General features: G+C 72.2%; 26 protein-coding genes and 1 pseudogene. 8 read left to right on the top strand and 19 right to left on the bottom strand.

Annotated features, from left to right (window positions below; translation table 11 throughout):
- Positions 1–8: 8 nt before the first annotated feature.
- The 4 genes from recO to ABZ318_RS16085 all read right to left on the bottom strand — a co-directional run bounded on the left by recO (position 9) and on the right by ABZ318_RS16085 (position 2696).
- On the bottom strand, positions 9–758 hold the full coding sequence (recO, locus tag ABZ318_RS16100) for a DNA repair protein RecO (RefSeq protein WP_356903075.1): 750 nt from the start codon (positions 756–758) through the stop codon (positions 9–11).
- Positions 759–828: 70 nt separating this feature from the next.
- Positions 829–2130: a S8 family serine peptidase gene (locus ABZ318_RS16095; protein ID WP_356903074.1), complete on the bottom strand. Its 1302-nt coding sequence runs from the start codon at positions 2128–2130 to the stop codon at positions 829–831.
- 132 nt (positions 2131–2262) lie between these two features.
- Positions 2263–2478, bottom strand: a complete 216-nt coding sequence (locus ABZ318_RS16090) for a hypothetical protein (protein ID WP_123452141.1) — start codon at positions 2476–2478, stop codon at positions 2263–2265.
- Positions 2475–2696 (bottom strand): hypothetical protein, encoded by a 222-nt coding sequence (locus ABZ318_RS16085; protein WP_190156855.1) that lies wholly within the window; start codon positions 2694–2696, stop codon positions 2475–2477. Before ABZ318_RS16085 ends, ABZ318_RS16090 begins: the two co-directional genes overlap by 4 nt.
- Before the next feature lie 132 nt (positions 2697–2828).
- Between ABZ318_RS16085 and ABZ318_RS16080 the strand changes: the two genes are divergently transcribed.
- On the top strand, positions 2829–3419 hold the full coding sequence (locus tag ABZ318_RS16080; protein WP_356903073.1) for a Scr1 family TA system antitoxin-like transcriptional regulator: 591 nt from the start codon (positions 2829–2831) through the stop codon (positions 3417–3419).
- Here ABZ318_RS16080 and ABZ318_RS16075 read toward each other — a convergent pair.
- Positions 3325–3744 (bottom strand): hypothetical protein, encoded by a 420-nt coding sequence (locus ABZ318_RS16075; RefSeq protein ID WP_356903072.1) that lies wholly within the window; start codon positions 3742–3744, stop codon positions 3325–3327. The two genes, ABZ318_RS16080 and ABZ318_RS16075, sit on opposite strands and share 95 nt — an antisense overlap.
- A gap of 43 nt (positions 3745–3787) precedes the next feature.
- On the opposite strand from ABZ318_RS16075, the gene ABZ318_RS16070 reads away from it, so the two are divergent.
- From ABZ318_RS16070 to ABZ318_RS16060, 3 genes are all read left to right on the top strand, one after another.
- Positions 3788–4585 (top strand): hypothetical protein, encoded by a 798-nt coding sequence (locus ABZ318_RS16070; protein WP_356903071.1) that lies wholly within the window; start codon positions 3788–3790, stop codon positions 4583–4585.
- 137 nt (positions 4586–4722) lie between these two features.
- Positions 4723–6096, top strand: a complete 1374-nt coding sequence (locus ABZ318_RS16065; RefSeq protein WP_356903070.1) for an FAD-dependent oxidoreductase — start codon at positions 4723–4725, stop codon at positions 6094–6096.
- Between the two features lie 205 nt (positions 6097–6301).
- Entirely contained in the window at positions 6302–8008 is a 1707-nt protein-coding gene (locus ABZ318_RS16060; RefSeq protein WP_356903069.1) for a LuxR C-terminal-related transcriptional regulator, read from the top strand.
- 49 nt (positions 8009–8057) lie between these two features.
- Here the strand turns inward: ABZ318_RS16060 and ABZ318_RS16055 are convergent, their stop codons facing one another.
- The 3 genes from ABZ318_RS16055 to leuA form a co-directional block, all read right to left on the bottom strand.
- Positions 8058–8750, bottom strand: coding sequence for a TerB family tellurite resistance protein (locus ABZ318_RS16055; protein ID WP_356903067.1), 693 nt, complete (start codon positions 8748–8750; stop codon positions 8058–8060).
- 132 nt (positions 8751–8882) lie between these two features.
- Positions 8883–10151 carry a choice-of-anchor A family protein gene (locus tag ABZ318_RS16050; RefSeq protein ID WP_356903065.1) on the bottom strand — a complete coding sequence of 423 codons (1269 nt, stop codon included), beginning with the start codon at positions 10149–10151 and terminating at the stop codon, positions 8883–8885.
- 215 nt (positions 10152–10366) lie between these two features.
- Positions 10367–12139, bottom strand: coding sequence for a 2-isopropylmalate synthase (gene leuA, locus ABZ318_RS16045; protein WP_356903064.1), 1773 nt, complete (start codon positions 12137–12139; stop codon positions 10367–10369).
- Positions 12140–12432: 293 nt separating this feature from the next.
- Between leuA and ABZ318_RS16040 the strand changes: the two genes are divergently transcribed.
- Together ABZ318_RS16040 and ABZ318_RS16035 are read left to right on the top strand one after the other, a co-directional pair.
- Positions 12433–13479 (top strand): M4 family metallopeptidase, encoded by a 1047-nt coding sequence (locus ABZ318_RS16040; protein WP_356903063.1) that lies wholly within the window; start codon positions 12433–12435, stop codon positions 13477–13479.
- 20 nt (positions 13480–13499) lie between these two features.
- The gene (locus ABZ318_RS16035) at positions 13500–13754 is read left to right on the top strand and encodes a protealysin inhibitor emfourin (protein WP_356903062.1); all 255 of its coding nucleotides are present in this window, start codon (positions 13500–13502) and stop codon (positions 13752–13754) included.
- 140 nt (positions 13755–13894) lie between these two features.
- Here the strand turns inward: ABZ318_RS16035 and era are convergent, their stop codons facing one another.
- From era to ABZ318_RS16005, 6 genes are all read right to left on the bottom strand, one after another.
- Positions 13895–14836 carry a GTPase Era gene (gene era, locus ABZ318_RS16030; protein ID WP_093876178.1) on the bottom strand — a complete coding sequence of 314 codons (942 nt, stop codon included), beginning with the start codon at positions 14834–14836 and terminating at the stop codon, positions 13895–13897.
- Between the two features lie 30 nt (positions 14837–14866).
- Positions 14867–15823, bottom strand: coding sequence for a DUF916 domain-containing protein (locus ABZ318_RS16025; protein WP_356903061.1), 957 nt, complete (start codon positions 15821–15823; stop codon positions 14867–14869).
- Between the two features lie 70 nt (positions 15824–15893).
- The gene (locus ABZ318_RS16020; protein ID WP_356903060.1) at positions 15894–17228 is read right to left on the bottom strand and encodes a beta-xylosidase; all 1335 of its coding nucleotides are present in this window, start codon (positions 17226–17228) and stop codon (positions 15894–15896) included.
- A 190-nt stretch (positions 17229–17418) separates the two neighbouring features.
- Positions 17419–17898, bottom strand: a complete 480-nt coding sequence (locus ABZ318_RS16015) for a hypothetical protein (protein WP_356903059.1) — start codon at positions 17896–17898, stop codon at positions 17419–17421.
- A gap of 256 nt (positions 17899–18154) precedes the next feature.
- Positions 18155–18517, bottom strand: a complete 363-nt coding sequence (locus ABZ318_RS16010) for a cytidine deaminase (RefSeq protein WP_356903058.1) — start codon at positions 18515–18517, stop codon at positions 18155–18157.
- 65 nt (positions 18518–18582) lie between these two features.
- The gene (locus tag ABZ318_RS16005) at positions 18583–19470 is read right to left on the bottom strand and encodes a helix-turn-helix transcriptional regulator (protein WP_356903057.1); all 888 of its coding nucleotides are present in this window, start codon (positions 19468–19470) and stop codon (positions 18583–18585) included.
- A gap of 102 nt (positions 19471–19572) precedes the next feature.
- On the opposite strand from ABZ318_RS16005, the gene ABZ318_RS16000 reads away from it, so the two are divergent.
- Complete coding sequence (locus tag ABZ318_RS16000; protein WP_356903056.1) at positions 19573–21003, top strand: MFS transporter; 1431 nt, start codon at positions 19573–19575, stop codon at positions 21001–21003.
- Positions 21004–21088: 85 nt separating this feature from the next.
- On the opposite strand, the gene ABZ318_RS15995 is transcribed toward ABZ318_RS16000, so the two are convergent.
- The 5 genes from ABZ318_RS15995 to ABZ318_RS15975 all read right to left on the bottom strand — a co-directional run bounded on the left by ABZ318_RS15995 (position 21089) and on the right by ABZ318_RS15975 (position 25488).
- Complete coding sequence (locus ABZ318_RS15995; RefSeq protein WP_356903055.1) at positions 21089–21442, bottom strand: MmcQ/YjbR family DNA-binding protein; 354 nt, start codon at positions 21440–21442, stop codon at positions 21089–21091.
- Positions 21439–22734 (bottom strand): hemolysin family protein, encoded by a 1296-nt coding sequence (locus tag ABZ318_RS15990; protein WP_356903054.1) that lies wholly within the window; start codon positions 22732–22734, stop codon positions 21439–21441. The genes ABZ318_RS15995 and ABZ318_RS15990 overlap by 4 nt, the downstream gene beginning before the upstream one ends.
- A gap of 5 nt (positions 22735–22739) precedes the next feature.
- Positions 22740–23237: an rRNA maturation RNase YbeY gene (gene ybeY / locus ABZ318_RS15985; protein ID WP_041129173.1), complete on the bottom strand. Its 498-nt coding sequence runs from the start codon at positions 23235–23237 to the stop codon at positions 22740–22742.
- 12 nt (positions 23238–23249) lie between these two features.
- On the bottom strand, positions 23250–24263 hold the full coding sequence (locus tag ABZ318_RS15980) for a PhoH family protein (RefSeq protein ID WP_356903053.1): 1014 nt from the start codon (positions 24261–24263) through the stop codon (positions 23250–23252).
- 106 nt (positions 24264–24369) lie between these two features.
- Positions 24370–25488, bottom strand: a complete 1119-nt coding sequence (locus tag ABZ318_RS15975; RefSeq protein WP_356903052.1) for a PfkB family carbohydrate kinase — start codon at positions 25486–25488, stop codon at positions 24370–24372.
- 255 nt (positions 25489–25743) lie between these two features.
- On the opposite strand from ABZ318_RS15975, the pseudogene ABZ318_RS15970 reads away from it, so the two are divergent.
- A pseudogene (locus ABZ318_RS15970) lies at positions 25744–26055 on the top strand (hypothetical protein); the annotation flags it as partial.

Here is a 26055-nt window from a genome sequence, read left to right as displayed (position 1 = left end):
GGTCTCTCCTAGCTTTTCTCGACATACCGCAGGGAGCGCAGGCCGCGCTCCAGGTGCCAGTGCAGATAGGCGGACACGAGGCCGCTGCCCTCCCTGACGTGACGCGGCTCGCACGCGTCCGCCGTCGCCCAGTCGCCGGTGAGCAGCGCGCTGAGCAGGCCGATGGCCTCCGCAGAGGGTACGACGCTTCCGGGCACCCGGCAGTCGCCGCATATGACCCCGCCCGCCGCGACCGAAAAGAACCGGTTGGGCCCGTGGAGTCCGCATTTGGCGCAGTCCTCGAAGCTGGGCGCGTAGCCGTTCACGGCGAGGGAGCGGAGCAGGAAGGCGTCCAGGACGAGGTGGGGCGCGTGCTCGCCCCGGGCGAGCGTCCGCAGGGCGCCGACGAGCAGCAGGTACTGCTGCACGGCGGGCTCGCCCTCGTGGTCGGTGAACCGCTCCGCCGTCTCCAGCATGGCCGTGCCGGCGGTGTACCGGGCGTAGTCGGTGACGATCCCGCCGCCGTACGCGGCGATGGTCTCGCTCTGCGTGCACAGCGGCAGGCCGCGTCCGACCAGCTCACTCCCCCGGGCGAAGAACTGCACGTCCACGTGCGAGAAGGGTTCGAGGCGCGCCCCGAACTTCGACTTCGTCCGGCGCACGCCGCGCGCGACGGCGCGTACGCGGCCGTGACCGCGCGTGAGGATGGTGATGATGCGGTCCGCTTCACCCAGCTTCTGGGTGCGCAGCACGATGCCGTCGTCGCGGAACAGGCTCATGCCCCCATTCTCGCGCACGCCGACGGAGCCCCGGGCCGGGACCCGGGGCTCCGTCGTGCGGGAGGGCGGCTCAGTAGTCGCCGGCGTGGACGAGGTGTCCGTAGTAGCGCCCGGCGACGGGAGCGTTCGGGTCGCCCGCGAAGCCGTACGAGGGGGCCTGGAGCGCGGCGTCGGCGCGGAGCTTGCCGATCACCTGGGCGGGGGTCATGCCCGCGCAGGGCCCGGTGAGGCACAGCGCGGCCGTGCCGGCCACGTGCGGGGAGGCCATCGAGGTGCCGGAGAAAACGACCGTGGTGCTGTGGTTGCGGGTGGACCGGATGCACACCCCCGGACCGGCGATGGTGTGGGCGGCGTCCGCGGCGCTGACGGCGAAGCTGGAGAAGTTGGCCGCGGTGTCGTCCTGGTTGGACGTCCGGCAGGTCGCGGCGGCGCCACCGCCGGGCTGCCCGTTGAAGTCGGCCATGGCGGTCACGGCGAGGACCTCGTCGAAGGCGGCGGGGGTGTGGTTCGCCAGGTCGTCGGTGCTGTTGCCGGCCGCGACGACCATCGTGACGCCGGCGTCGTTCACCACGCGGCAGATCGCCTGGTGCTCGGGGTCGTTGTTGGTGAGTCCGCAGTTGCCGTCGTCGGCGCCGTCGCCGCCGAGGCTCATGTTCGCGGCCTTGATGCCGAGCGGGGCGGCGTTCCGCGCCAGCCAGTCGAGCCCGCAGAGGATGTTGGAGGCGGATCCGCTGCCGCTGGCACCGAGAACCTTCACCGAGTACAGCCGGGCGCCGGGCACGACACCGACGACGTCGTCGCCGTTGTCCCGGGCGGCGACCGTGCCGGCCACATGGGTGCCGTGGCCGTTGTTGTCCCGGTAGTCGTTGGGCCGCGAGAGGTTCATGCAGTTGATCCCGCCGGCCACGTTGAGATCGCGGTGCCCGGTGTCGATCCCGGTGTCGAGGATCGCCACCGCCGTGTCGACGACACCCGTCCCGTTCCCGGAGAGCGCGCTGCTCGCGTCGCCCTGGATCCGGTCCACCCCGGTCGGCAGCACCTGCTGGGCGGCGTGCACGGGCCGGTCGGGCGCCACCGCCTTCACGTTCGGGTCCGCCCGCAGCGCGGCCACCTGGGACTCCGGCACCACCGCCGAGTACCCGACCAGCGCGTGCCGGTACCGGAAGCCCACCCGCACCCCGTGGTCGCGGCGGTGCTCCCGCTCGACCGAGTCGGCCCGGCCGCGTACCGAGCCGTCGAGGACGACGATGTACCGCCCCTCCGGCTCGGCGGCCCTCGCCCCCGTGAGTCCCCCCGCCAGCAACGCCCCTGCCGCCGCGGACACCGCCGCCAGCCGGTAGGCCGGTCTCGCGACCCGGCCTCTTCCCACCATGCCGAACACCTCGTCTCCTTTCGTGGTCGACGAACCCGAACCGGTTCGTGGCGACCACGTAACCGGTGCGGCGAGGTGTGTGCAGCGCGGGCGCGGCGGATGGACCAACGGACCGCGTTCACCCGGGCGGGCTCACGGCACCTCGCCCCGGCTCCGGGCGTTGACGTGCGCCGTGGCCGCGCTCAGCCGCTCCGCCGTGGTGGCCTCCCGCACCCCCTCGGGCTCCACGTCCCACTCCCGGCCGCCGCCCAGCGGACGGATCTGGACATAAGGGCCCTCGCGCCCCATGAGCCTCCCGACCCGTCCGGTGCGGATCTCGACGACGTACGACCCGATGGGCAGCGTCATGAGCGACCCTCCTCCCTCGGCAGTACGGCGGCGGCGAGGAGCCGGGCCGTTTCCACCGTGCAGCATCCCAATTCCACGAGCGGCCGCGGGGGCTCCGCGGCGAGCGTGACGACGTCGAGCCCGAGCGAGGGGAGGGTGATTCCCGCCCTCGCGAGGGCCTCGCGCAATTCCGCCACTGCCTCTTGTGCGGTTCCGACTGCCCCCGTGGTCGCCTTCATGATGTCTTCCTTCACCAACGTATGCCTTTCTGAATCCATTTCCTGCTTCGCCTCTCCAGGGTGAGGGCAGATCCGTAGAATCGGCAGACGGGCGGGCCGTACAACTGGGCCGTATGGTTGAGGAGTTGGTTCATGGCCAAAGGCAAGCAGCAGGACGCGTGGGCGTTCTTCGGGGAAGTCCTGAAGGAGCGCAGGGAGGCGGCGGGGCTCACACAGGGGGAGCTCGGGGCACGGGTGTTCGTTTCGGGGGCGTACATCGGCCTGTTCGAGCAGGGAATTCGAAAGCCACAGCCGGATGTGGCGAACCGAATCGACGAAGTCCTACAAACCGGCGGTATTTTCGAACGGACGTGGCGCCAACTCATCAACAAGTCGCCGTACGCGTCTTATTTCTCGGAGGTCGCGGAGCTGGAGGCGGTGGCGACGAAGCTGTGCGAGTTCGCGCCGACGGTGGTGCCCCGCACGACGGGGGCACACGCCTCCATGGACGGCTCACTCAGGCTCATGGAGTTCTTGGACCAGCCGCCAACGGCCTATACAGAGACCTCGTTTTCGGGAACGCTCCTGGACGATCCGGCGGTGGTGAAGCGTGCACAGCGCGCGTACGACCTGAGCAACGCCCAGTGGTTCAAGAGCTCCTACAGCAACGGCCAGGGCGGCGCCTGCGGCGCCCGACCGACACCGGTGCGAGCACCGCGAGGACGAGCAGCACGCTCGCGGTGATCAGGTGCGCCGGCGTGCGCCCCTGCGTCAGCACGTACACCGCGCAGACCGCGCCGCCGACGGCGACACCGACCGCCGGCGGCCAGTGCCTCGAAGTGAGCCCGGTGCCCACGACGAAATACGTCGGCATCGCGGCGAGGAAGAACACCCAGCCGTTGGCCTTGTAGCCGTCGGCGGCGACGCAGCCACCCCGTGGGCCGGCCTCGCAGCCGCCCTCGACGAGCCCGAGCAGGCCCCAGGTCGCGGCGGCCAGCACCGCGACGACCAGCGGTATCCACCACGCCTGCCCGTGGTTCTCGTCTCCCAGCGTCCACCTGCTCCGCACGACCCCTCCTCCTGGCCCCACCGGGACCCCTACGATCTCCGCCATGTCGATCATCGCGTCCATACCCGTCCTCAAGGGCCACGGCGGCACCGACCTGACCGCCGTCCCCGAGGGACTGCTCCTGCGGAGCCGCCACGACGAGCTCTCGATCCCCGGCCGGGCCGTGGCCCGGGTCCGGGCCGACGGCGGGTCCGTCGCCGTCGAGCTGCGAGTCCCCGCCGGGGCCGCGCCGGTGGTCCACCGGATCGAGGGTGTGCACGAGGCCGCCGCCACAGCCTTCGCCGACGGCGTGAACTCGCTGCTGCTCGAACCGGACGAGGAGGTCGACGGCCGGTCCCTCGTCGTCCTCAGGACCTTCAAGACGCGCTGGGAGCAGTCGGCCCGGCGCCGGCTGAAGTGGGGGGCGCTCGGCTCCCTCGCGGTGATCGTCGCACTGTCCGTGATCGGCGGGGTGGCGGGAGGCGGCATCTACCCCGTCGCGATCGTCCCGATCGGGGGCATCACGGCCGCGTGCCTGCTGAGCGGCCTGCTGGAGCTGGGGGGATGGACCCACAGGCGGCGCGTGCGCAGGCACGGCGTCAAGGAGTTCGCCCGGCCGGCCAACGTGCCGGGGACGTACCTCTACGTCGACGCGGCCGGGATGAGCCGTACGGTGACCGACTTCGGCGGCGGACCGTACCTGGAGATCGCCTACGACCCGGAGGACCCGGCGGACGTCTTCACCCTGAGGCCGGGGTTCATGCAACGCCTGAACATCTGGGTGGGGTCGTTCCTCTTCGTCGGCGGGCTCGGCGGCGTGGCGGGGCTGGTGGCCGTCATGGCCGACGCCTTCGGGTCCTAGTCGCACTTTGGGAAGTCATAAGATCACCTTATGGGGCCATAGACCGGGGGCGGGTACCTCTCCGCGCACAGGGTTATTTAGGGTGGCCTAAGTGTCGGCGGCCTCGCCGCCACGTCGCTTGCGAAGGGAACCCCGTCATGCCCCGCCCCCTCCGGGTCGCGATCGTCGGCGCCGGCCCCGCCGGAATCTACGCCGCCGATGCGCTGCTGAAGTCCGAGGCCGCCGCCGAGCCGGGCGTGTCGATCGACCTCTTCGAGCGGATGCCCGCGCCCTTCGGCCTGATCCGCTACGGCGTCGCCCCCGACCACCCCCGCATCAAGGGCATCATCACCGCCCTCCACCAGGTCCTCGACAAGCCGCAGGTCCGCCTCTTCGGCAACGTGAACTACGGCACCGACGTCCACCTCGACGACCTGCGCTCCTTCTACGACGCGGTGATCTTCTCCACCGGCGCCATGTTCGACCGCGAGCTCCGCATACCCGGCGTCGAGCTGGACGGCTCGTACGGCGCCGCCGACTTCGCCTCCTGGTACGACGGCCACCCGGACGTGCCGCGCACCTGGCCCCTGGAGGCCGAGAAGGTCGCCGTCCTCGGCGTCGGCAACGTGGCGCTCGACATCGCCCGCATCCTCGCCAAGACGGCCGACGAGCTCCTCCCCACCGAGATCCCGGCCAACGTCTACGACGGCCTCAAGGCCAACAAGGCCGTCGAGATCCACGTCTTCGGCCGCCGCGGACCGGCGCAGGCGAAGTTCAGCCCCATGGAGCTGCGCGAGCTCGACCACTCGCCGAACATCGAGGTCATCGTCAACCCCGAGGACATCGACTACGACGAGGGCTCGATCGCCGAGCGCCGCAAGAACAAGCAGACCGACATGGTCGCCAAGACCCTGGAGAACTGGGCGATCCGCGACGTCGGCGACCGCCCGCACAAGCTCTTCCTGCACTTCTTCGAGTCCCCCGTCGAGATCCTCGGCGAGGACGGCCAGGTCGTCGGCCTGCGCACCGAGCGCACCGAGCTCGACGGCACCGGCAACGTCAAGGGCACCGGCCGGACCACGGACTGGGACGTCCAGGCCGTGTACCGCGCCGTCGGCTACCTCTCCGACGAGCTGCCCAAGATCCCCTGGGACACCGTCTCCGGCACCATCCCGGACGAGGGCGGCCGCGTCATCGAGGAGACCGGCGCGCACATGGCCTCCACCTACTGCACCGGCTGGATCCGGCGCGGTCCCGTCGGCCTCATCGGCCACACCAAGGGCGACGCCAACGAGACCGTCGCGAACCTCCTGGACGACTTCGCGAACGGACGCCTGCTCGCCCCGGAGACCCCGGAGGAGGACGCGGTCGTGTCCTTCCTGGAGGGCAAGGGCGTCACGTACACGACCTGGGAGGGCTGGTACGCCCTGGACGCCGCCGAGAAGGCCCTCGGCGAGGCGCAGGGCCGCGAGCGCGTGAAGATCGTCGAGCGCGAGGACATGCTCCGCGCGTCCGGCGTCGATCTCGGCTGACGGACCCGCCCCGGCTTCCCGGGCCCCCACCGGTCACGCACCGGTGGGGGCCCGGCCCGTTTCCGGCGTGGCCCGGTCCGTTTCCGGTGGAGCCGGTCCGTTTCCGGTGAGGCCCGGCCCGTTCCCGCCCCGGGCCCCCGGCCGACGGGCCCGGGGTCGTACGCGCTCCTATCCTGGAAGGACGCCGGAAGGGAAGTGAGCGGCGATGGCCGTCCCCGTCGAGCAGGCCCCCGCCGTCGAGCGGGCGAGGTCCGCGGCGGCCCGGGAGTCCTGGGCCGAGGCGTACGTGCTGCTGCGCGAGGCCGACCGGCACCCCACGCGCGCCCTGACCGCCGAGGACCTCGACGTGCTCGCCGACGCGGCCTGGTGGTCCGGGCACGTCGACGAGTCCGTCGCCGCCCGGCTGCGGGCGCACGCCGCGTACGTCGCGGCCCATGACCACCGGGGCGCCGGCCTCGCCGCCTGGTGGCTCCACCACGAGTACGCCGGCCTCGGGCGGCCCGCGGCCGCGGCCGGCTGGCTGCACCGCGCCCGGCACCACCTGGAGGACCTGCCGCCCGGCCCCGGGCACTGCTTCCTCGCCTGGACGGACGCCGAGGAGGCCACCGCCCGCGGCGACCACGCGGCGGCCCTCGCGGCGACCGGCCGTATGACCCGCCTCGCCCTCCGCGCCGAGAGCCCCGACCTGCTGGCCCTCGCCCGCCAGGCCACCGCCGCGGCCCTCCTCGCCCAGGGCCGCCGCACCGAGGCCCTGGCCCACCTCGACGAGGCGATGGGCGCGGTGACGGCGGGCGAACTGGGCGGCGTGTTCACGGGCTTCCTGTACTGCCTGGCCATCGCCCGGTGCATGGAGTCCGCGGACTTCGCCCGCGCCGTGGAGTGGACGAACGCGGCGATGGAGTGGTGCGCCCCGCCGTGGACGGGCCGCCACGACGGGGGGACGCCGCCGCTCGGTGCCGCGCCCTCCGGCGAGAACCCCTTCCGGGGCGTGTGCCGGGCGCACCGGGTCGTGGTGCTCGACCTCCTCGGGGCGTGGGCGCTCGCGGAGGCGGAGGCCCGGCAGGCGTCCCGGGAGGTGCCGATGGACCGCCTGGAGTCGGCGGCCGCCGCGTACTACGCCGCCGGGGACGTCCAGCGGCGCCAGGGCCGCCTGGAGGAGGCCGCCGTCTCGTACGCGCACGCCCACGAGCTGGGCCGGATCCCGCAGCCGGGCCTCGCGCTGCTGCGCCTCGCCCAGGGCCGGGCCGAGGCCGCCGTGGCCGGCGTCGACCTGGCGCTCGCCTGCCGGAGCGGTCCCCGCCACGACCTCCTCGGCCGGGCCCGGCTGCTCGCCGCCCGTACCGAGGTGGCCCTGGCGGTCCGTGACGTGCCGGGGGCGGCGGGCGCGGCGGCGGAGCTCGAAGTACTGGCCGGGGACGTACCGCTGCTGCGGGCGACGGCCGACACGGCGCGGGGCGCGGTGGCCCTGGCGGAGGCCCGGCCGGAGCCCGCGCTGCGGCTGCTGCGCCGGGCGCTCGCCGGCTGGCTGGAGCTGCGCGTGCCGTACGAGGCGGCGCGGGTACGGATGCTGCTCGCGGCGGCCTACCGGACGGTGGGCGACGAGGAGGGGGCCCGCCTGGAGCTGGGCGCGGCGCGGGCGGTGTTCGAGCGGCTCGGGGCCGGGCCGGACGCCCGGCGGGCGGCGGCGCTGCTGACCGGCGGGGCGCGTCGACGGTTGCCGGGCGGGCTGACGGCCCGGGAGGCGGAGGTGCTGCGCCTGGTCGCCTCGGGCCGGACGAACAAGGACATCGCGCGGGCGCTGGTGATCGGCGAGCACACGGTGGCGCGGCACCTGCACAACGTCTTCGCGAAGCTGGGCGTCGGCTCCCGCGCGGCGGCCACGGCCTACGCGTACGCCCACGACCTGATCTGACGCCCCGGCCCACCCGCCGTGCGGCCGCGACACCGACGACCAGGACCGGCTACGGCACCGTCCGGGCCGAGGCCAGCAGGCGGACGGTGTCCTCGGGGGCGAGCGCGAGGGCGTTGCCGACGGTCCCGAGGACCTCCGTCTCGGCCGGGGTGTAGGCCCCGTCCGCGAGGGCGATCCGGGCGGCCTGGAGCAGGATCGACTCCCGCCCGGCGGGCGCCAGGTGCGGGGAGAGCGGCTCCAGGGCCTCGTGGAGCTCGATCGACAGGAGCGTCCCCTCGGGGTTCACCTCGGGCATGAAGCGTCCGGTGTCGGCCTCCAGCGCCTCGACGAGGTCGACGAGCTGGACGGCCGTGCACTCGTCGAAGCCGGCGGACCGGACGGCGGTGACGGCCCTGTCCAGGACCTCGCGGGATTCGGTGCCGCCGGCCGCGAGGACGGCGAGGGCGACGGTGTGCACGGCGTCCCGCAGCATCGCGGAGAAGCGGCTCGTCGTCGGGTGGTCGAGCACCTCCGTACCGAAGTGCGTGTGACAGGCCGCGCACTCGACGACGGGGCCGGTACAGCCCCGGGGCAGGACGGGGACGCCCAGGACGGCGAACCTGCGGCGGCCGGTGCGCCGCCGGTAGTTGCGGTCGCCCCCGCACTCCTCGCAGAAGAACTCGCCGTCTCCGACGGTGTTCCATGAGGTGCGGATCCCGCAGACGGTCACCTTCCCACCACGTGAATTCCGGGCAGACCGCACACGCACCTCCTCAACGGCCCGGCTGCACTGCCGGCGTTGGCGTGATGTTAGCCACATCCTTGATGTGACGTCAGCACCTCGTCAGGACTTCGCCGTGGAGATGGCCGAGACACGTCACCGGTTCGGGAGGCCTCAGGAAGCGCGGCGGCGGCGCTTCGCAAAGGCCAGGAAGCCTCCGCCGACGGCGACGGCGGCCACGGCGGCGCCGATCGCCCCGGGCCCGATGGCCGAACCGGTCGTCGCGAGATCACCCTCCGGGGTGGCGGACGGAGCCGGGGTGGCCTCACCGGGAGCGGTCGGGGACGGGGTGGCCGGGGTGGAGGGGGACGCGGAGGCCGAGGGGGTCCCGGGGGCGCCCGGCGTCGCCCCGCCCTGGCTGGGGGTGGGCGCGGGGGTGTCGGTCGGCTCGGGCTTCTCGGGGGTGACGACCGGACCGGAGGTCGCCTCCTTCGGGAGGCAGCCGGTGAAGTTCATCTGGTGGGTCTCGGCGCCGGGGACGGTGTCCAGCGACTCGGCGATGACGGAGCCGTTGATGTGTCCGCTGGTCATGGTGACGGCGGCGTTCGGCGCGAGGATCGTGCCCGGCCAGGCGGCGGAGTTCTTCCTGACGGTCTCGGCCTGCGGGAAGTTCCAGAGCAGCTGGGAGCGGATGCTCTTGTGGCCGTCGGTGTGCTGGTCGTAGTCGTCCTGGACGTACGCGGTGCCGTCCCAGATCCACACGCCGGAGGTGGGCTTCGTCCGCATGTCGTACGAGGTGCCGACGACGTTCACGAGGGTGGAGGAGCCGACCGGGACCTTGAGGTGGATCTCGCCGGCCTTCTCCAGGTCGGCGCTGCTCACGGCGAAGACGTTCAGCTTCGCGTCGGTACCGGTGAGGTGGAGGCCCCGCCCGTCGGCGGCCACCTCGCCGTTGGGCCGCTCGCCCGCCCAGCCGGTGGAGAGCCTGCGCAGCTCGGTGAACTCCTTGCCGAAGTCGATCGGGGAGGGCCCGGTCCCGACCTTGTCGCCGTCGACGTCGAAGCCCTTGCCCCCGGAGTTGTCCACGACCTTGCCGGCGGTGCCGGACCCCTTCACCAGGACCACGCCGTTGGCCTTGAGCGTGCCGCCGACGACGAGGCTGTGCCCGCCGGGCAGCTTCGCGAGGTCGGCGTCGGAGAGGCGGGAGCCGACGGAGAAGCCGGACCGGCCCGGGGCGCCGAAGGTGGCGTCGCCGCCGACCGCGACCGCGCCCTCGGAGTCGGAGTGGCGGACGGAGTCCTTCTCGACGAACTCGGCGTACAGACCGGCCGTGCCGAGCGGCCGCGGCGCGCACTCCGCGGTGGTGGCGGAGGCGGCGGGGGCCCAGGTGAGGGCGGCACCGGTCACCGCGAGGACGGCGGCCACGGCAGCGGTCGTGCGCATGCGAGCTCCAGGTCGGGGAGTGTGGAGAAAGAGTGTCCGAGTGGACGAGCCGACCTTCCGCCAGACGCCGATGTGGCGTCAACTCCCCTCATATGACGGTGATTCCGGCAGCTCTGAACAATGTTCCTTAAGCGAACCTGAAGCCGTGACGCAGGTCACAAAAGAGGCCGCCCCGCACCCTTCGCCGGGTGCGGGGCGGCCCGGGGACCGGGGGGTCAGCGGGCGGAGCGGTTGACCGCCGAGATGACCGCCTTCAGGGAGGCGCGGGTGGTGTTGGCGTCGATGCCGATGCCCCACAGGACCTTGCCGTCGATGGCGCACTCGATGTACGAGGCGGCCTGCGCGGAGGCGCCCTCGCTCATCGTGTGCTCCTGGTAGTCCAGCAGGCGGGCGTCGACGCCGATGGACTGCAGCGCGGCGAAGAACGCGGAGATCGGACCGTTGCCGGAGCCCGTCAGGACGGTGTCGACGCCGTCGACGACCGCCTCGACGGTCAGGGTGTCCGTGCCGTCGGTGTCGGAGGTGGTCTGGCCGGAGCGCAGCTGGATGCGCCCCCAACGAGCCGCAGAGTTGTCCGGGTTGGGCAGGTACTCGTCCTGGAAGACGGCCCAGATCGCGGCCGGCGTGACCTCGCCGCCCTCGCTGTCGGTCTTCTGCTGGATGATCTTCGAGAACTCGATCTGCATCCGGCGGGGCAGGTCCAGCTTGTGGTCGTTCTTCAGGACGTACGCGATGCCGCCCTTGCCGGACTGCGAGTTGACCCGGATGACGGCCTCGTAGGAGCGGCCGACGTCCTTCGGGTCGATCGGCAGGTACGGCACGGCCCACTCGATCTCGTCGACGGTCTTGCCCTGGGCGGCCGCGTCGGCCTCCATGGCGTCGAAGCCCTTCTTGATGGCGTCCTGGTGGGAGCCGGAGAAGGCGGTGTAGACCAGGTCGCCCGCGTAGGGGTGGCGCGGGTGGACCTCCATCTGGTTGCAGTACTCGGAGGTGCGACGGATCTCGTCGATCTGGGAGAAGTCGATCTGCGGGTCGACGCCCTGCGAGAACAGGTTCATGCCCAGCGTCACCAGGTCGACGTTGCCGGTCCGCTCGCCCTGGCCGAACAGGCAGCCCTCGACGCGGTCGGCACCGGCCATGATCGCCAGCTCGGCCGCCGCCACGGCGGTGCCGCGGTCGTTGTGCGGGTGGACGGAGATGCAGATGTGCTCGCGGCGGGTCAGGTTCCGGGCCATCCACTCGAACCGGTCCGCGTGCGTGGACGGCGTCGAACGCTCCACGGTGGCGGGCAGGTTGAGGATGATCTCGCGGCCCGGGCCGGGCTGCCAGACGTCACAGACCGCCTCGCAGACCTCCAGGGCGAAGTCCAGCTCGGTGTCGGTGAAGATCTCGGGGCTGTACTGGTAGCCGAAGGTGGTCTCCGGGCCCAGCAGCTTCTCCGCGTACTCCATCACCAGCCGCGTGCCGTCCACGGCGATCTGCTTGATCTGCTCCTTCGAGCCGCGGAAGACGACCCGGCGGAAGGTGGGCGCGGTCGCGTTGTACAGGTGGACGGTGGCGCGCTTGGCGCCCTTCAGGGACTCCACGGTCCGCTCGATCAGGTCCTCGCGGGCCTGGGTCAGGACGGAGATGGTGACGTCGTCCGGAATCGCGCCCTCTTCGATGATGGAGCGCACGAACGCGAAGTCGGTCTCGCCGGAGGACGGGAAGCCGACCTCGATCTCCTTGTAGCCCATGCGTACGAGCAGGTCGAACATCTCGCGCTTGCGGGCCGGGGACATCGGGTCGATCAGGGCCTGGTTGCCGTCGCGCAGGTCGGTGGACAGCCAGCGGGGCGCCTTGGTGATGCGCTTCTCGGGCCAGGTCCGGTCGGGGATGACCACGGCCTCGTACTGGCCGTACTTGTGGATCGGCATCCCGGACGGCTGCTGCGTGTGGGTCGCGTTGGTGATCGGCGTGGGGCGGCTGACGAAAGGCGACTGAGACATTGCGTAGGGCTCCTCGGGTCCAGCAAGAAGGACGGCCGACTGTCGAACGCAACACCAGGTCCCGCGGGGAGGGGGTCGGCCTACGACTACAGGCCCTCGCCGCGGCAGCTAAGGAGAAGCAGCCCGAAACGCATGATGTGCGTCACCATAGCCCAGGTCCGTGGAAGGCGGACGTCCTGTTTCAGTATGCGGGACGGCGGCCACGTCAAGGGCGAAAGGTGACCTATCACTCCATTTCGCCAATCCTTGTCTCAGCCCGTGACAGCCACGTCACACAGTGCCACATTCGAGGAATGAATCAGCACTCGCCCGCCTTCTGCACGATCGTCCCGCCGCACCTCCTGGAGCGGCTCGCCGAGTCCGACGACCCGGCGATCTCCGAGGCCGCACGGCGCACGCTCCTGGTGGACACGGCGCAGCGCACGGCGCGCGCGCAGGGGCCGGCCGCCCCCGCGGACGCCGGGCCCTCCGACAAGCCGAAGCGCACCGTCTACGACGCCCGGAACCGCACGGAGCTGCCCGGCGACCAGGTGCGCGCCGAGGGGGACGCCGCGGTGCGGGACGCCACCGTGAACCGTGCCTACGCCGGGCTCGGCGCGACCTTCGACCTCTTCGCGAAGGTCTACGGCCACCGCTCGATCGACGGCGCGGGCATGCCGCTCCTCGCGAGCGTCCACTTCGACGAGAAGTACGACAACGCCTTCTGGAACGGCGAGCAGATGGTGTTCGGCGACGGCGACGGCGAGCTGTTCCTCGACTTCACGCTCCCCGTCGACGTCATCGGCCACGAGCTGGCGCACGGCTTCACCCAGCACACCGCCGACCTCGCCTACTACGGCCAGGCCGGGGCGCTCAACGAGTCGGTCTCCGACGTCTTCGGCTCGCTCGTGAAGCAGTACGCGCTGGGCCAGAGCGCCGCCCAGGCCGACTGGCTGATCGGCGCCGGGCTCCTCGGCCCCGCCGTCGACAACGGCGTCGCGCTGCGCTCCATGAAGGAGCCTGGCACGGCCTACGACGACGACGTCCTCGGCAAGGACCCGCAGCCGGCCACCATGGCCGACTACGTGCGCACCAGCTCCGACAACGGCGGCGTGCACATCAACTCCGGCATCCCCAACCACGCCTTCTACCTGCTGGCCACCGAGCTCGGCGGGAACGCCTGGGAGCGGGCCGGACAGATCTGGTACGACGTGATGACCGGCGGCACGCTGACCGGGGAGGCCCGCTTCTCGGAGTTCGCGCGGGCCACCGCGGCGGCGGCGAAGGCGCGGTTCGGCGACGGGGAGGAGATCCAGGCCGTCCTGAAGGCCTGGACGGCGGTGGGGGTGCCCGCCGAGTGACCGCCTGGTAGACAGGGCCCATGCGGATTCGAGTGCGGCGCACGGGCGGTTTCGCGGGCATCGAGCGGTCGGCGGAGGTGGAGGTCTCGGGACCCGAGTGGGAGTCCCTCACCGCCGCCGCCCTCGCGGACGGCGACGACGGCGGCGGCCGGGGCGTGCCGGACGGCTTCTCGTACGAGATCACCGTCGACGGCCGCACGGCCCACTGCCGCGACCCCCACCTCACGGACGCCCAGAGGACCCTCGTCACGAGGGTCCTCAAGGAAGGCGCCTGAGCCCTTACGGGCCTAGAAGCCCAGCTTGCGCAGCTGCTTCGGGACCTCTCTTCACTGCCGTCCTCGCACCGCGAGGCCCCAGGGGGCCTCGCGGGCTTCGCACGGCTGCGCCGGCCTCCGGCCGGACGGTGGCGCGGCCCCTAGAACCCCAGCTTGCGCAGCTGCTTCGGGTCGCGCTGCCAGTCCTTCGCGACCTTCACGTGGAGGTCGAGGAAGACCGGGGTGCCGAGGAGCGCCTCGATGTGCTTGCGGGACTTCATGCCGACCTCCTTGAGGCGGCTGCCCTTGGGGCCGATGATGATGCCCTTCTGGCTGGGGCGCTCGATGTACACGTTCGCGTGGATGTCGAGCAGCGGCCGGTCCGCCGGGCGGTTCTCGCGCGGGATCATCTCCTCGACGACCACCGCGATCGAGTGCGGCAGCTCGTCCCGTACGCCTTCGAGCGCGGCCTCGCGGATCAGCTCCGCGACCATGACCTGCTCCGGCTCGTCCGTGAGGTCGCCCTCCGGGTAGAGCGGCGGGGACTCCGGCAGGAGCGGGATGAGCAGGTCGGCGACGAGCTGGACCTGCTTGTCGCCGACGGCCGAGACCGGGACGATCTCCTGCCACTCGAAGCCGAGCTCCTTGCCGAGCTGGTCGATCGCGATGAGCTGCTCGGCGAGCGTCTTGGAGTCGACCAGGTCGGTCTTGGTGATGATCGCGACCTTCGGGGTCTTCTTGATCCCGGCGAGCTCCTTGGCGATGAAGCGGTCGCCGGGGCCGAGCTTCTGGTCGGCGGGCAGGCAGAAGCCGATGACGTCGACCTCGGCCCAGGTGGTGCGCACGACGTCGTTGAGCCGCTCGCCGAGGAGGGTGCGCGGCTTGTGGAGGCCGGGGGTGTCGACCAGGATCAGCTGCGCGTCCGGGCGGTGCACGATGCCGCGGACGGTGTGCCGGGTGGTCTGCGGCCGGTTCGAGGTGATGGCCACCTTCTGGCCGACCAGAGCGTTCGTGAGGGTGGACTTGCCCGCGTTGGGGCGGCCGACGAAGCAGGCGAAGCCGGCCCGGTGGACGGCTTCGGTTTCTTGGTTGCGAGCGCTCATGGGGGCCATTGTCCCCGATGAGCGCCCGCGTCACGCACTCAGTGCCCGGCGGCGGCGTATCCGCAGGCCGTGGAGCCCGGCCGCGCCGCCCACGACGAGGACCGCGGCGGCGAGCCAGGGCAGGGCCAGGAAGGACACGGTGCCGGTCTCCCTGACGTCCTTCGCGGTGGCGGTGAGCGTCACGTCGCCCCAGTCGAGCTGCGGGGAGCCGGTCCAGCGCTCGGTGAGCCGGATCTTCTGGCGGGGCAGCAGCTCGGCCGGCACCTTGACCAGGTCGCGGTCGAGGAGGGTGCGGCCGAAGAGGCCCCGGGCCTTCAGGACGACCTTGGGGTTGAGGGTGACGTTGCCCCGGTTGTGCAGGGTGTACGAGACGAGGGCGCTGCTCGTGCGCGTGCCGGGGACCAGCGGCCGGTCCTGGTCGAGGGTGACGTCCTCGACGGCGAGGGCGGGGACGGTCGGCCCGTTGACCCGGAGGTAGACGCGGGCGCCGACCGCGCGCTGGACGCCGACGGCGACGGAGCCCTTCCCGCCCCGGGCGATCCGCTCGTCGAGGGCGACGAGGGCCCCGGGATGGTCGCCGGGGTCGGCGTCGGCGGGGACGGTCAGGGTGTAGGGGACGGTGACGGCGGAGCGGGCCGGGACGGTGATCCGGGTCCGCTCGGGCTTGATCCAGGCTCCGGCGCCGGTCTGCTTCTCCTGCCGGGTGCGGACGGCGAAGCCGCCGTCCCGGTCGGTGTTGTAGGCGTCGGCGCCGTACAGCCGGAAGGTGAGCGGGGCGGACGTCTTGTTGGCCACGGTGACGCGGTCGGTGAGCGTCGTGCCGGGATCGGCGGAGAGGTAGAAGTACGGGCGGCCGCCGAGCTTCGAGGCGGCCGGGTAGACGGCCCACTCGCCGTTCTCGGCGGCCCGGGCGCCCGGCGCGAGGCCGAGCAGCACGGCGAGGGCGCTCAGCGTGCTCAGGAGGAGGACGTACGGCTTCGTGCGCACGGGTGCGGACCCCCCGGGGGTGCGGATGGCGGAGCGGGCCGGCCGGGTGCGCGCCCGGCCCGCGGGACGGTCAGGACAGGGTCAGCGTGAGCACGCCCGCGTACGCGCCGGGCGCGGTGAACGCCGGGACGTCGAGGGAGAGCTGCGCGTCGACGGTGAACTCGCCGCCCGTGAGGGTGCCGTTCGGGGTGGAGGCGAGGGTCGCGCCGCCGCTGCCGACCGGTCCCGCCGAGCCGGCCGCGCAGGCGCTGGGGCTGCCGGCCTTGGCGGTGCAGGCGGGGGTCCAGCTGAGCTTGTCGCCGCCGATGGCGCCGCCGGGGCCGGTGAAGTCGGTGACCTTGCCCGTCAGGGACCAGCCGGCGGGGCCGCCGCGGAAGTCCTTGACTGTCACCGTCTGCAGTGCGCCGGTGGCCGCGCCGCCCGCGCCGAAGTCGACGGAGGACAGCTGGACGGCGTCCCCGGCCTGCGTCATGGACAGCTCGCCCGCCGTGACGGCCGCGGTGATCGTCTGGCTGTTCGGCGGCGCCGGCACGACGACCTTGTACGCGGCGGGACCCGCGCCCTTCTCGGGATCCCAGACCGCACCCTCGTATGCCACGATCCCGGTGGTCGCCGGGTCGTTCACCTTCAGTCGCGCGGCGAAACCGCCCTCGCTGTCGGTGGTGACGGTCATCTTGTCGGCGGTCTCCGCCGCTCCGGCGCGGCCGACGACGGTGACCTCGGTGAGCGGGGTGAACTTCGAGCCGGTGACGGTGACCCGGACGCCCGGGTCGCCGGAGGCGCTGTCGAGCTGGAGCGCGCGGGTGTTGGGACTGGTCACGGGGCTCGCGACGACCGTCTCGGAGACCGGGGCGGGCGGGTTGAGCACCGTACAGGGGGTGTCCAGCTCCATGAGGTAGCTGGTGTGGATGTTGTAGTCGCCGGGCGAGAGGGTGATCGACCCGGCCTCGGTGGCGGTGAAGGTGCCCGTCATGGAGAAGGCCGGGAAGGAGCCCTTGCCGGGGACCGGCGGGTTCTTCTTGGGGCCGGTGACGGTGACCGTGCCGGTCTGGGCGCCGCCGAGGGCCACCTTGCCGCTGGGCGTCATGATGTCGGCCGGGAGCGCGAGGTCGACGGGGTTGGACGCGGCGGGCTTGGTGACTGTGTAGGTCACGGTCACGGTCTCGCCGACCTTGGGACTGGCCTTGTCGACCGTGATCCGGGCGGTGGTGGTGCCCTCGATGGGCGGGATGCCGGCGATCGGCGGCGGGACGCAGCGGGTCTGGAAGTCCACCGACTGCGAGGTGGTCGTCGCGCCGGCCGGGGCGGCGAGCGCGCCCGTGCCGGCGGCCGCGAGGGCGGTGACGCCGAGGACGGCGGTCCAGCGCCGTCTTCGGGCCGCCGCCCGGGATCGGGTGAATGCCATGGTGTGCCCCCTCCTGAGGGATGAGTGGGCGCCATTGACGGCTGCGGGCGGAGAGAAGTCAATGGAATCGAGTTCCCTCGACTGATGACCCATCAGATAATGTCAAGATCGGCGGATTTCCGTCGTTTCCGCAGGTCACGACAGAGACCGGCGCCGCCGAAGGCGACACCGGTCCGGGTGGGGACGGGGCTCAGCTGAAGACGAACGGGCCCGGCGACTGCGAGGTCACCGCGTCACAGTTCACCGTGACCCCGAAGATCACCATCTTGAGGGCGACCCCCGCGAAGTACGAGTTGAGGCTGTCGCCCGAGGCCACGGTCCCGCCGAGCGGGCCGATGACGACGGACTGCCCGGCACCGAGCGCCGGGTTCTTCTTCCCGGTGAAGACCCGGGTGCCGCCGCCGCCCTTGGCCATCGTCAGGGTGGCGCTGATCTGGTCGGCGCCGACCGCGATCGGCGTCGTGATGGCCGAGGTGAGCTTGATGGTCGCGGCGGTGCCGCTCTGCGTGGCCGTGAGGGTGGCGGTGCCACCGCCCCAGCTGCCGCAGTCGTACGTCGCCGTGGCCGTGCCCGGCGAGACGGCGCCGGCCGCCGGGGCGAAGGCGAGTCCGGCGGCGGCGAGCGCCCCGGTGAGTACCGCGACGGCCCCTAAGGTGCTTCTGCTTCTCATGGCGGGTTCGAACCCCTTCCGATACCGAACGCAGGGGTGCGGGCACTGCGTGAACATGGAGATCTGACGGTAGATCTGACGGTCCGTCGGACGAACCGCTGTCATTGACGCGCAGACCGCCGGGGAAGGCAAGAGAAGATGCGGTGATCCTTCACAAACACACAAAGGCACGAGGGCCCGGCGCGCCGCCGGACCCTCGCTGTCCTGATCCCGGCACTCCGCCGGATGCCTCGCCGCCCTGTTCCCGCCGCTCGGCTCAGCCGGCGGTGACCGCCGCGCGCAGCTTGCCGTCGGGGCCGGCGAGCAGCACCGGGGTCTCCGGCCCGCCCAGGTCCCGTACCGCCGCGCGGTCGTCGTCCGACGCGGCCTCGGCGTTCGACACCACGGCCGCCGCCTCCAGGGACTCGGCACCGCTGGCCACGGCCATCGCGACCGCGGTCTGCAGCGCGCTCAGCTTGAGCGACTCCAGCTCCACGGTGCCGGCCACATAGGTGCGGCCCGTCTCGTCGCGCACGGCCGCGCCCTCGGGCACGCCGTTGCGGGCGCGGGCGCTCCGCGCAAGGGTGATGATCTTGAGGTCCTCGGCGCCGAGGTCGCCGTGCTCGCTGCTGAGTGTCATGGACCGAGCATAGGTCGGGGTCCGGGTGCACCCGGATCCGTCTCAGCCCGCGACCCGCCCGGGTCTCAGCCCGCGACCGGGTACATCGCCCCGCGGCGCCCCTCCGGCGAGACCAGCCACTCCAGCTTCTCGGCCGTGTCCGCCTCCGGGAGCGGGGTGTGCATCACGATGACCAGGTCCGGGCGGGCCGGGACCCTGAGCTGGGTGGACTCGACGACCAGCGTGCCGACCAGCGGGTGCTCCATCTCCTTGCGGTTCTGGCCGCCCGGCAGGATGTCCCGCCGCTCCCACAGCTCCGCGAACTCCGGGCTGAGCTCCTTGGCCTCCTCGACCACCGCCCGGAAGCCCTCGTCGTCCGGGCACTCGGAGCACGCCGAGCGGAACTGCGCCACGACCTTCGGCGCCAGCTCCTCCCAGCGCGTCGACCGCGAGCGGTACAGCGGGTCCGTGAAGAACGCGGTCAGGCAGTTCTGCACGATCTCCTTGCGCATGCCGAGCACGATCGCCGCCGCGTCGTTCCACATCACGGTGTTCCAGTACTGGTCCATGATGTGCGCCGGGAACGGCATCCACGCGTCGATGAGCCGCCGCAGACCCTGGCACATGTCCAGGTCCTCCGGGGCCGCCTCCAGCGGCGGCGGGTTCAGCGCCGCCAGGACGTACAGATGGCGCCGCTCGGCCGGGCTCAGCCGCAGCACCCGCGCCACCGAGTCGAGGACCTGCGGGGAGACCGTGATGTCCCGGCCCTGCTCCAGCCACTGGTACCAGGAGACCCCGACGCCCGCGAGGACCGCGACCTCCTCACGGCGCAGGCCCGGGGTGCGGCGGCGCGCGCCGCCGTCCGGGAGTCCCGCCTCGGCCGGGCTGACCCGGGCCCGACGGCTCATCAGGAACTCGCGCAGTTCGCCGAGTCGGTGCTGCTTCGCGCTGGTGCTCTCGAGAGCGGTGGCCACGTGTGCTTCCTCCCCCTGGACGCATGGTGGATGCCTGGTGGTGCGACCAACAGGATAAGTACCCGCTCCCCGGCATTGTTCCCGTCCGCCGAAGGTGGGGGCATGGCAACGACGACCACCCCGCCCGAGTCCCCCACCTCCCCCTCTGCCTCCGGCGCCTCCGCCGCCCCGGCCGCTCCCCCGGCCCTCACCGGCCGCGACCGGCTCGTCCTCTTCGTCCTGTGCGCCGCCCAGTTCATGGTGGCGCTCGACTTCTCCGTCCTGAACGTCGCCCTGCCCGTCCTCGGCGCCGACCTGCGCTTCGACCCGTCCGCCCTCCAGTGGGCGGTCACCGCCTTCGCCCTGCCCTCCGGCGGCTTCCTGCTGCTCTTCGGCCGGATCGGCGACCTCTTCGGCCGCAAGAAGCTCTTCCTCTCCGGCCTCGTGCTCTTCGGCGCGGCCTCCCTGCTCGCCACCCTCGCCTGGAGCCCCGGCGCCTTCCTCGCCGGCCGGGCCCTCCAGGGCCTGGGCGCGGCGGCGATCGTGCCGACGGGCATGGCGCTGCTCACCACCGTCTTCCCCGAGGGCCCGCTGCGGGCCAGGGCGCTCGGCATCTCCGGCACCCTGATGTCCCTCGGCTTCACCATCGGCATGGTGCTCGGCGGCGTCATGACCGACACCCTCGGCTGGCGCTCCACGATGGCCCTGCTCGCCGTCTTCACGCTGATCGTGCTGCCGCTCGCCCCGGGCCTGCTGCCCGAGTCCCGCACCCCCGAGCGGCCCCGCCTCGACGTGCCCGGTGCGATGACCGTCACCGGCGGTCTGCTCTCCCTGATCTACGCCCTGACGACGGCGGCCGAGCGCGGCTTCGGCGGCGTGGACGTTCCGGTCACCCTCGCCCTGGGCGTCCTGCTGCTCGTGGCCTTCGGCGTGATCGAGTCCCGGCACCCGGCCCCGCTGGTCTCGCTGCCGGTGCTGCGCCGCCGTACCGTCGCCTTCGGCAACGTGGGCGGTCTGGTCACCTTCTCGATGATGTCGACGATCGTCTTCGTCCTGACCCTGTACCTGCAGGAGACCCTCGGCCTCTCGGCCTTCGCCTCCGGCATCGTCTTCGGCGTCCAGGGCGCCTTCTCGGTCCTCGCCGGCATGATCACCCCGAAGGTGATCGGCCGGATCGGGGCCCACCGCACCCTGGTGGTCTCGCTCGCCGGTCAGGGCCTGCTCACCGCCGCGATCCTCGGCATCGGCCGGGAGTCCGGCGCGGTCCTGGCGACCGTGGCCGTCTCCCTGGCGTCGATGCTGCACCTCGGCGCGATCATCTCGTACGGCGTGACCGTCACCTCCGGCGTCCGCGACGAGGAGCAGGGGCTCGCGACCGGTCTGGTCACCACCACCCAGCAGGTCGGTCTCACCGTCGGCATCCCGCTGCTCGGGGTGCTCGCCACCACCGGCACGGACCTCTTCGCCGGTGTCCGCACGGTCATCGCCCTGGACGCGGCGATCGTGCTGGGCGCGGCGGCCCTGGTCGCCCTCGGCCTGCGGCGCCGGTCCTGAACCGCGGCCGGCGAGGTCCGGAGCCGCACGACCTCCGCCTCGGCCACGGCCGGCCAGGGCCGGAGCCGTACGGCCTCGGCCTGGACTACGGCCTGTCGAGGCGGAGCCGTACGGCCTTCGGCAGACCCGCGACCACCAGGTCGTACGAGTCCTCGACGAGCTCCCGGACCATCCGGTCCGGGAGCTCTTCGACGGTCACGGTGTTCCAGTGCCGCTTGTTCATGTGATAGCCGGGAGCGATCGCCGGGTGCTCCTCGCGGAGCCGTACGGCCTCGTCCGGGTCGCACTTGAGGTTGACCCGCAGCGGCTCGGCGTCGAGCCACGAGAGCGCGAACATCTTCCCGGCGACCTTGAAGACGGAGACGCCCGGACCGAACGGGAACTCCTCCGCCGCGTCGTTGAAGTCCAGGCAGAGGGCGCGCAGCTCGTCGGGGGTCATTCCGGCTTCTCCTCCGGTTCCAGCGGTTCCACGAGTACGGTGACGATCTTGTTCCGCCGGCCGGCGGGGGCCTCGGCCGTCAGCCGCAGCGAGCGTCCGTCCGGCAGCTCCACGACCGCCCTGGCGCCCGAGATCGGGACCCGGCCGAGGGCCTTGGCGAGCAGACCGCCGACGGTCTCCACGTCCTCGTCGTCGTACTCGTCGGGGCCGAAGCCGTACAGCTCGCCGAGGTCGCCGACGTCGAGGCGGGCGGTGACCCGGTAGCGGTCCTCGCCGAGCTTCTCGACGGGCGGCAGCTCCCGGTCGTACTCGTCGGTGATCTCGCCGACGATCTCCTCGAGGATGTCCTCGATGGTGACGATGCCGGCCGTGCCGCCGTACTCGTCGATGACGACGGCGACGTGGTTGCGCTCCTGCTGCATCTCGCGCAGCAGGTCGCCGGCGTTCTTGGTGTCGGGCACGAAGGCGGCGGGCCGCATCGCGGTGGACACCAGGTCGGCCTCGGAGTCCCGGTTGATGTGGGTCCGGCGGACCAGGTCCTTCAGGTAGACGATGCCGACGATGTCGTCCTCGTTCTCGCCGGTGACCGGTATCCGGGAGAAGCCGGAGCGCAGTGCGAGGGTGAGGGCCTGACGGATCGTCTTGTACCGCTCGATGCAGATGAGATCGGTCCGGGGCACCATCACCTCGCGGACGAGGGTGTCGCCCAGCTCGAAGACCGAGTGCACCATCCGGCGCTCCTCGTCCTCGATCAGCGACTCCTGCTCGGCGAGGTCGACCATGGCCCGCAGCTCGGCCTCGGAGGCGAAGGGGCCCTTGCGGAAGCCCTTGCCCGGGGTCAGCGCGTTGCCGATGAGGATGAGCAGCTGCGGGATCGGGCCCATGATCCGGGCCAGCGGCAGCAGCACGTACGCGGCGGCGGTCGCCGTGTTCAGCGGGTGCTGGCGGCCGATGGTGCGCGGCGAGACGCCGACGGCCACGTACGAGACGAGGACCATCACGGCGATGGCGACGAGGAGTGCCTCCCAGGTCTCCGGGAAGGCCTCCAGGCAGGCGTACGTGACGAGGACGCCGGCCGCCATCTCGCAGGCGACGCGGACGAGCAGCGCCACGTTGAGGTAGCGGGTCGGGTCGGAGGCGACCTGGGCGAGCTTCTCCGAGCCGCGCCGCCCGGACCGGACGGCCTCGGCGGCGCGGAAGCTGGAGACGCGGGCGAGACCGGCCTCGGCGCAGGCGGCGAGCCAGGCGACGACGACCAGCGCGACCGCGCCGAAGATCAGCGAAGCGTCCATCGGGGTCAGGAGACGGTCGGCGCCGGGGACGGGCCGGTGAGACCCTTCTCCGCGCGCCAGCCGTCGACGATCGCCGCCTGGAGGCCGAACATCTCGGCCTTCTCGTCCGGCTCCTCGTGGTCGTACCCGAGCAGGTGCAGCACCCCGTGGACGGTGAGGAGCTGGAGCTCCTCGTCCATGGAGTGCTGCGTCGGCGCGTCCTTGCCCTGCTGGGTGGCGACCTCGGGGCAGAGCACGATGTCGCCGAGGAGGCCCTGCGGGGGCTCCTCGTCGTCCTTCGACGGCGGGCGCAGCTCGTCCATCGGGAAGGACATGACGTCCGTCGGTCCGGGCAGGTCCATCCACTGGATGTGGAGCTGCTCCATCGCCTCCGCGTCCACGACGATCACCGAGAGCTCGGAGAGCGGGTGGATGCGCATGCGCGCGAGCGCGTAGCGGGCGATGTCGAGGATCGCCTGCTCGTCGACCTCGGTACCGGACTCGTTGTTGACGTCGATCGACATGGTGCTTGTGTACTACTTCCCGTTGCGGTTGTCGTACTGCTCGTACGCGTCGACGATACGGCCGACGAGCTTGTGCCGGACGACATCCTGCGACGTGAGGGTCGAGAAGTGCACGTCCTGGACCCCGTCGAGGATGTCCCGGACCTGCCGCAGACCGCTCTTCGTCCCGTTCGGCAGGTCGACCTGGGTGACGTCACCGGTGATGACGATCTTCGAGTCGAAGCCGAGGCGGGTGAGGAACATCTTCATCTGCTCGGGGTTCGTGTTCTGCGCCTCGTCGAGGATGATGAACGCGTCGTTCAGCGTCCGTCCGCGCATGTACGCCAGCGGCGCCACCTCGATCGTCCCGCTCGCCATGAGCTTGGGGATGGAGTCCGGGTCGAGCATGTCGTGCAGGGCGTCGTAGAGCGGCCGCAGGTACGGGTCGATCTTCTCGTAGAGCGTGCCGGGCAGGAAGCCGAGGCGCTCGCCGGCCTCGACGGCGGGGCGGGTCAGGATGATCCGGTTGACCTGCTTGGACTGCAGGGCCTGGACCGCCTTCGCCATGGCGAGATAGGTCTTGCCGGTGCCGGCGGGGCCGATGCCGAAGACGATCGTGTGCTTGTCGATCGCGTCGACGTACCGCTTCTGGTTGAGCGTCTTGGGGCGGATCGTGCGCCCCCGGCTGGAGAGGATGTTCTGCGTGAGCACCTCGGAGGGCGTCTCGGCGGCCGCCTCCCCGGTCTCCTCCCGCAGCATGGCGATCGAGCGTTCCACTGCGTCCTCCGTCATCGGCTGACCGGTGCGGAGCACCAGCATCATCTCGTCGAACAGGCGCTGGATGAGCGCGACTTCCACCGCGTCGCCGACCGCGCTGACCTGGTTGCCCCGGACGTGGATGTCCGTCTGCGGGAACGACCGCTCGATCACGCGGAGCAGCGCGTCACCGGAGCCGAGCAGGGTCACCATCGGATGCTTGGCGGGGACGGTGAAGTGGGCTCGGGCTTCGCCGGGCGCGCCGTTCTGGGATGTGGGTGTCTGAGTCATGGGCCGGCACTGTGGCCTGCGCACACCTCCCGTTGCAGGACCGTCGCCGCTCGACGGTCTCTGGGTTACCAAGCCTACGACTCGGGTCCGACAAGCCCGTAGCGGTTTACGAGGCGGCCGCGCGGAAGCCGATGGTCGGGACGGCCCTGCGCAGCGGCCACGCGCGGGCGGGGGCGGGCAGGAGTCGCTCCAGGAAGGCGTAGCGGCCGCGCAGCGCCTCGGGGTCCTGCCGGGCGTGGCCCTGGACGTGCTGCCACCAGGCGGCGATCTCGCCCCAGGTCGGGGCGGACAGCGAGCCGCCGAACTCCTGCACCGACAGCGCCGCGGTCAGGCCGGCGAAGGCGAGCCGGTCGGCGAGCGGCCAGTCGGCGAGGGTGCCGGTGACGAACCCGGCGACGAAGACGTCCCCCGCGCCGGTCGGGTCGAGGGCGGAGACCTGGATGGCGGGGACCTCGGCGGTCTCGCCGGTGGCGCCGTCGACGGCGTAGGCGCCCTCGGCGCCGAGGGTGACGACGGCGTAGCGGACCTTGTCGGCGAGGGCGCGGGCGGCGGCCCGGGGGCAGTCGGTGCGGGTGTAGCGCATCGCCTCGGCGGCGTTGGGCAGGAAGGCCTCGCAGTGCTGGAGGTCGGTGAGGCCGGCCAGGTCCCAGCGGCCGGTGTCGTCCCAGCCGACGTCGGCGAAGACCTTGGCGCCGCCGCGGGCGGCCTGGGCGACCCACTCCTCGGAGCGGCCGGGGACGAGGGAGGCGACGGCGGCGCGCGCGTGCGGCGGGTAGGCGGGCAGGGCGCCGTCGAGCGGCGGGGCCTCGTGGCCGTGGGAGACCATCGTGCGCTCGCCCTCGTAGGCCATGGAGACGGTGACGGGCGAGTGCCAGCCGGGCACGGTCCGGGAGAGCGAGAGGTCGATCCCCTCGCCCTGCTCCAGGGCGTCCCAGCAGTACTCGCCGTAGTGGTCGTCGCCGAAGGCGGCGGCGAGCGAGGTGCGGAGCCCGAGCCGGGCGAGGGCGGTGGCCATGTTGGCGACGCCGCCCGGGCTCGATCCCATCCCCCGGGCCCAGGACTCGGTGCCGCGGACGGGCGCGCTGTCCAGGCCGGTGAAGATGATGTCCAGGAAGACGGTGCCGGTCAGGAAGACGTCGCAGGCCGGGTCGGTGGGCTCGCGCAGGCACACCAACGGGTCGACCCCTGCGTCGTGTTGCGGCTGCTCTCCCCTTGCTGTGGTCACGGCAGACTCCCCGGTCGCGGTGCGGATCAGATCAGTGTGCCTGATGGGGGTGGGGAGCCGGGCAGGACGCACAGAAATACGCTCCCTTACCCCCACCCCGACCCGCCAAACCATTAGTGACTCAGATCACATACCCAACCGGCGGAAACCACCTTCTCCGGCTGCCCGCCCGCTTGATACACATGGTTCCGCGACCCCGTGCCCCGCGCACGCCCCGGGCGCTCCACCCCTCCCCTTCCGTTCCTGGGAACGCCCATGTCCTCGCGGACCCGCGGCGGGGCTCTCGTCGCCCTCGTCGCCCTCTTCACCGCCGGCTACCTCGCCCCGTACCTGCTGCCGACCGTCGTCGGCCGCCTCTCCGCCGGACTCGGCCTCACGCCCTCCCAGGCGGGCCTGGTCGGCTCCGTCCTCCTCCTCGGCTCCTCCACCGCCGGCTTCACGCTCGCCGCACGCGGGGAGCGGATCGGGCCGCGTCGCACCGCCCGCGCCGGCCTGCTCGCGATGGCCGTCGGCGGCGTTCGTCACGACCTCGCTGACCAGCAGCTCGACCGAGTCCGTCAGCTCCTC

This window comes from Streptomyces sp. NPDC006197 (assembly GCF_040613865.1).
Classification (GTDB): Bacteria; Actinomycetota; Actinomycetes; order Streptomycetales; family Streptomycetaceae; genus Streptomyces.
Note: the sequence above shows the minus strand (reverse complement) of the source record. Positions and strands in the feature narration are given on the sequence as shown.

What these genes read in the sequence shown, in the direction of transcription:
- ABZ318_RS16040 (WP_356903063.1), top strand. Translation starts at nt 12,433, where the DNA reads ATGAATCAGCACTCGCCCGCCTTCTGCACGATCGTCCCGCCGCACCTC.
- ABZ318_RS16095 (WP_356903074.1), bottom strand. Translation starts at nt 2,130, where the DNA reads ATGGTGGGAAGAGGCCGGGTCGCGAGACCGGCCTACCGGCTGGCGGCG.
- ABZ318_RS16065 (WP_356903070.1), top strand. Translation starts at nt 4,723, where the DNA reads ATGCCCCGCCCCCTCCGGGTCGCGATCGTCGGCGCCGGCCCCGCCGGA.
- ABZ318_RS15995 (WP_356903055.1), bottom strand. Translation starts at nt 21,442, where the DNA reads ATGACCCCCGACGAGCTGCGCGCCCTCTGCCTGGACTTCAACGACGCG.
- recO (WP_356903075.1), bottom strand. Translation starts at nt 758, where the DNA reads ATGAGCCTGTTCCGCGACGACGGCATCGTGCTGCGCACCCAGAAGCTG.
- ABZ318_RS15990 (WP_356903054.1), bottom strand. Translation starts at nt 22,734, where the DNA reads ATGGACGCTTCGCTGATCTTCGGCGCGGTCGCGCTGGTCGTCGTCGCC.
- ABZ318_RS16080 (WP_356903073.1), top strand. Translation starts at nt 2,829, where the DNA reads ATGGCCAAAGGCAAGCAGCAGGACGCGTGGGCGTTCTTCGGGGAAGTC.
- ABZ318_RS16060 (WP_356903069.1), top strand. Translation starts at nt 6,302, where the DNA reads ATGGCCGTCCCCGTCGAGCAGGCCCCCGCCGTCGAGCGGGCGAGGTCC.
- ABZ318_RS16000 (WP_356903056.1), top strand. Translation starts at nt 19,573, where the DNA reads ATGGCAACGACGACCACCCCGCCCGAGTCCCCCACCTCCCCCTCTGCC.
- ABZ318_RS16020 (WP_356903060.1), bottom strand. Translation starts at nt 17,228, where the DNA reads ATGGCATTCACCCGATCCCGGGCGGCGGCCCGAAGACGGCGCTGGACC.
- ABZ318_RS16085 (WP_190156855.1), bottom strand. Translation starts at nt 2,696, where the DNA reads ATGAAGGCGACCACGGGGGCAGTCGGAACCGCACAAGAGGCAGTGGCG.
- ABZ318_RS16015 (WP_356903059.1), bottom strand. Translation starts at nt 17,898, where the DNA reads ATGAGAAGCAGAAGCACCTTAGGGGCCGTCGCGGTACTCACCGGGGCG.
- ABZ318_RS16010 (WP_356903058.1), bottom strand. Translation starts at nt 18,517, where the DNA reads ATGACACTCAGCAGCGAGCACGGCGACCTCGGCGCCGAGGACCTCAAG.
- leuA (WP_356903064.1), bottom strand. Translation starts at nt 12,139, where the DNA reads ATGTCTCAGTCGCCTTTCGTCAGCCGCCCCACGCCGATCACCAACGCG.
- ABZ318_RS15980 (WP_356903053.1), bottom strand. Translation starts at nt 24,263, where the DNA reads ATGACTCAGACACCCACATCCCAGAACGGCGCGCCCGGCGAAGCCCGA.
- ABZ318_RS16035 (WP_356903062.1), top strand. Translation starts at nt 13,500, where the DNA reads ATGCGGATTCGAGTGCGGCGCACGGGCGGTTTCGCGGGCATCGAGCGG.
- ABZ318_RS16070 (WP_356903071.1), top strand. Translation starts at nt 3,788, where the DNA reads ATGTCGATCATCGCGTCCATACCCGTCCTCAAGGGCCACGGCGGCACC.
- ABZ318_RS16090 (WP_123452141.1), bottom strand. Translation starts at nt 2,478, where the DNA reads ATGACGCTGCCCATCGGGTCGTACGTCGTCGAGATCCGCACCGGACGG.
- ybeY (WP_041129173.1), bottom strand. Translation starts at nt 23,237, where the DNA reads ATGTCGATCGACGTCAACAACGAGTCCGGTACCGAGGTCGACGAGCAG.
- ABZ318_RS16050 (WP_356903065.1), bottom strand. Translation starts at nt 10,151, where the DNA reads ATGCGCACGACCGCTGCCGTGGCCGCCGTCCTCGCGGTGACCGGTGCC.
- era (WP_093876178.1), bottom strand. Translation starts at nt 14,836, where the DNA reads ATGAGCGCTCGCAACCAAGAAACCGAAGCCGTCCACCGGGCCGGCTTC.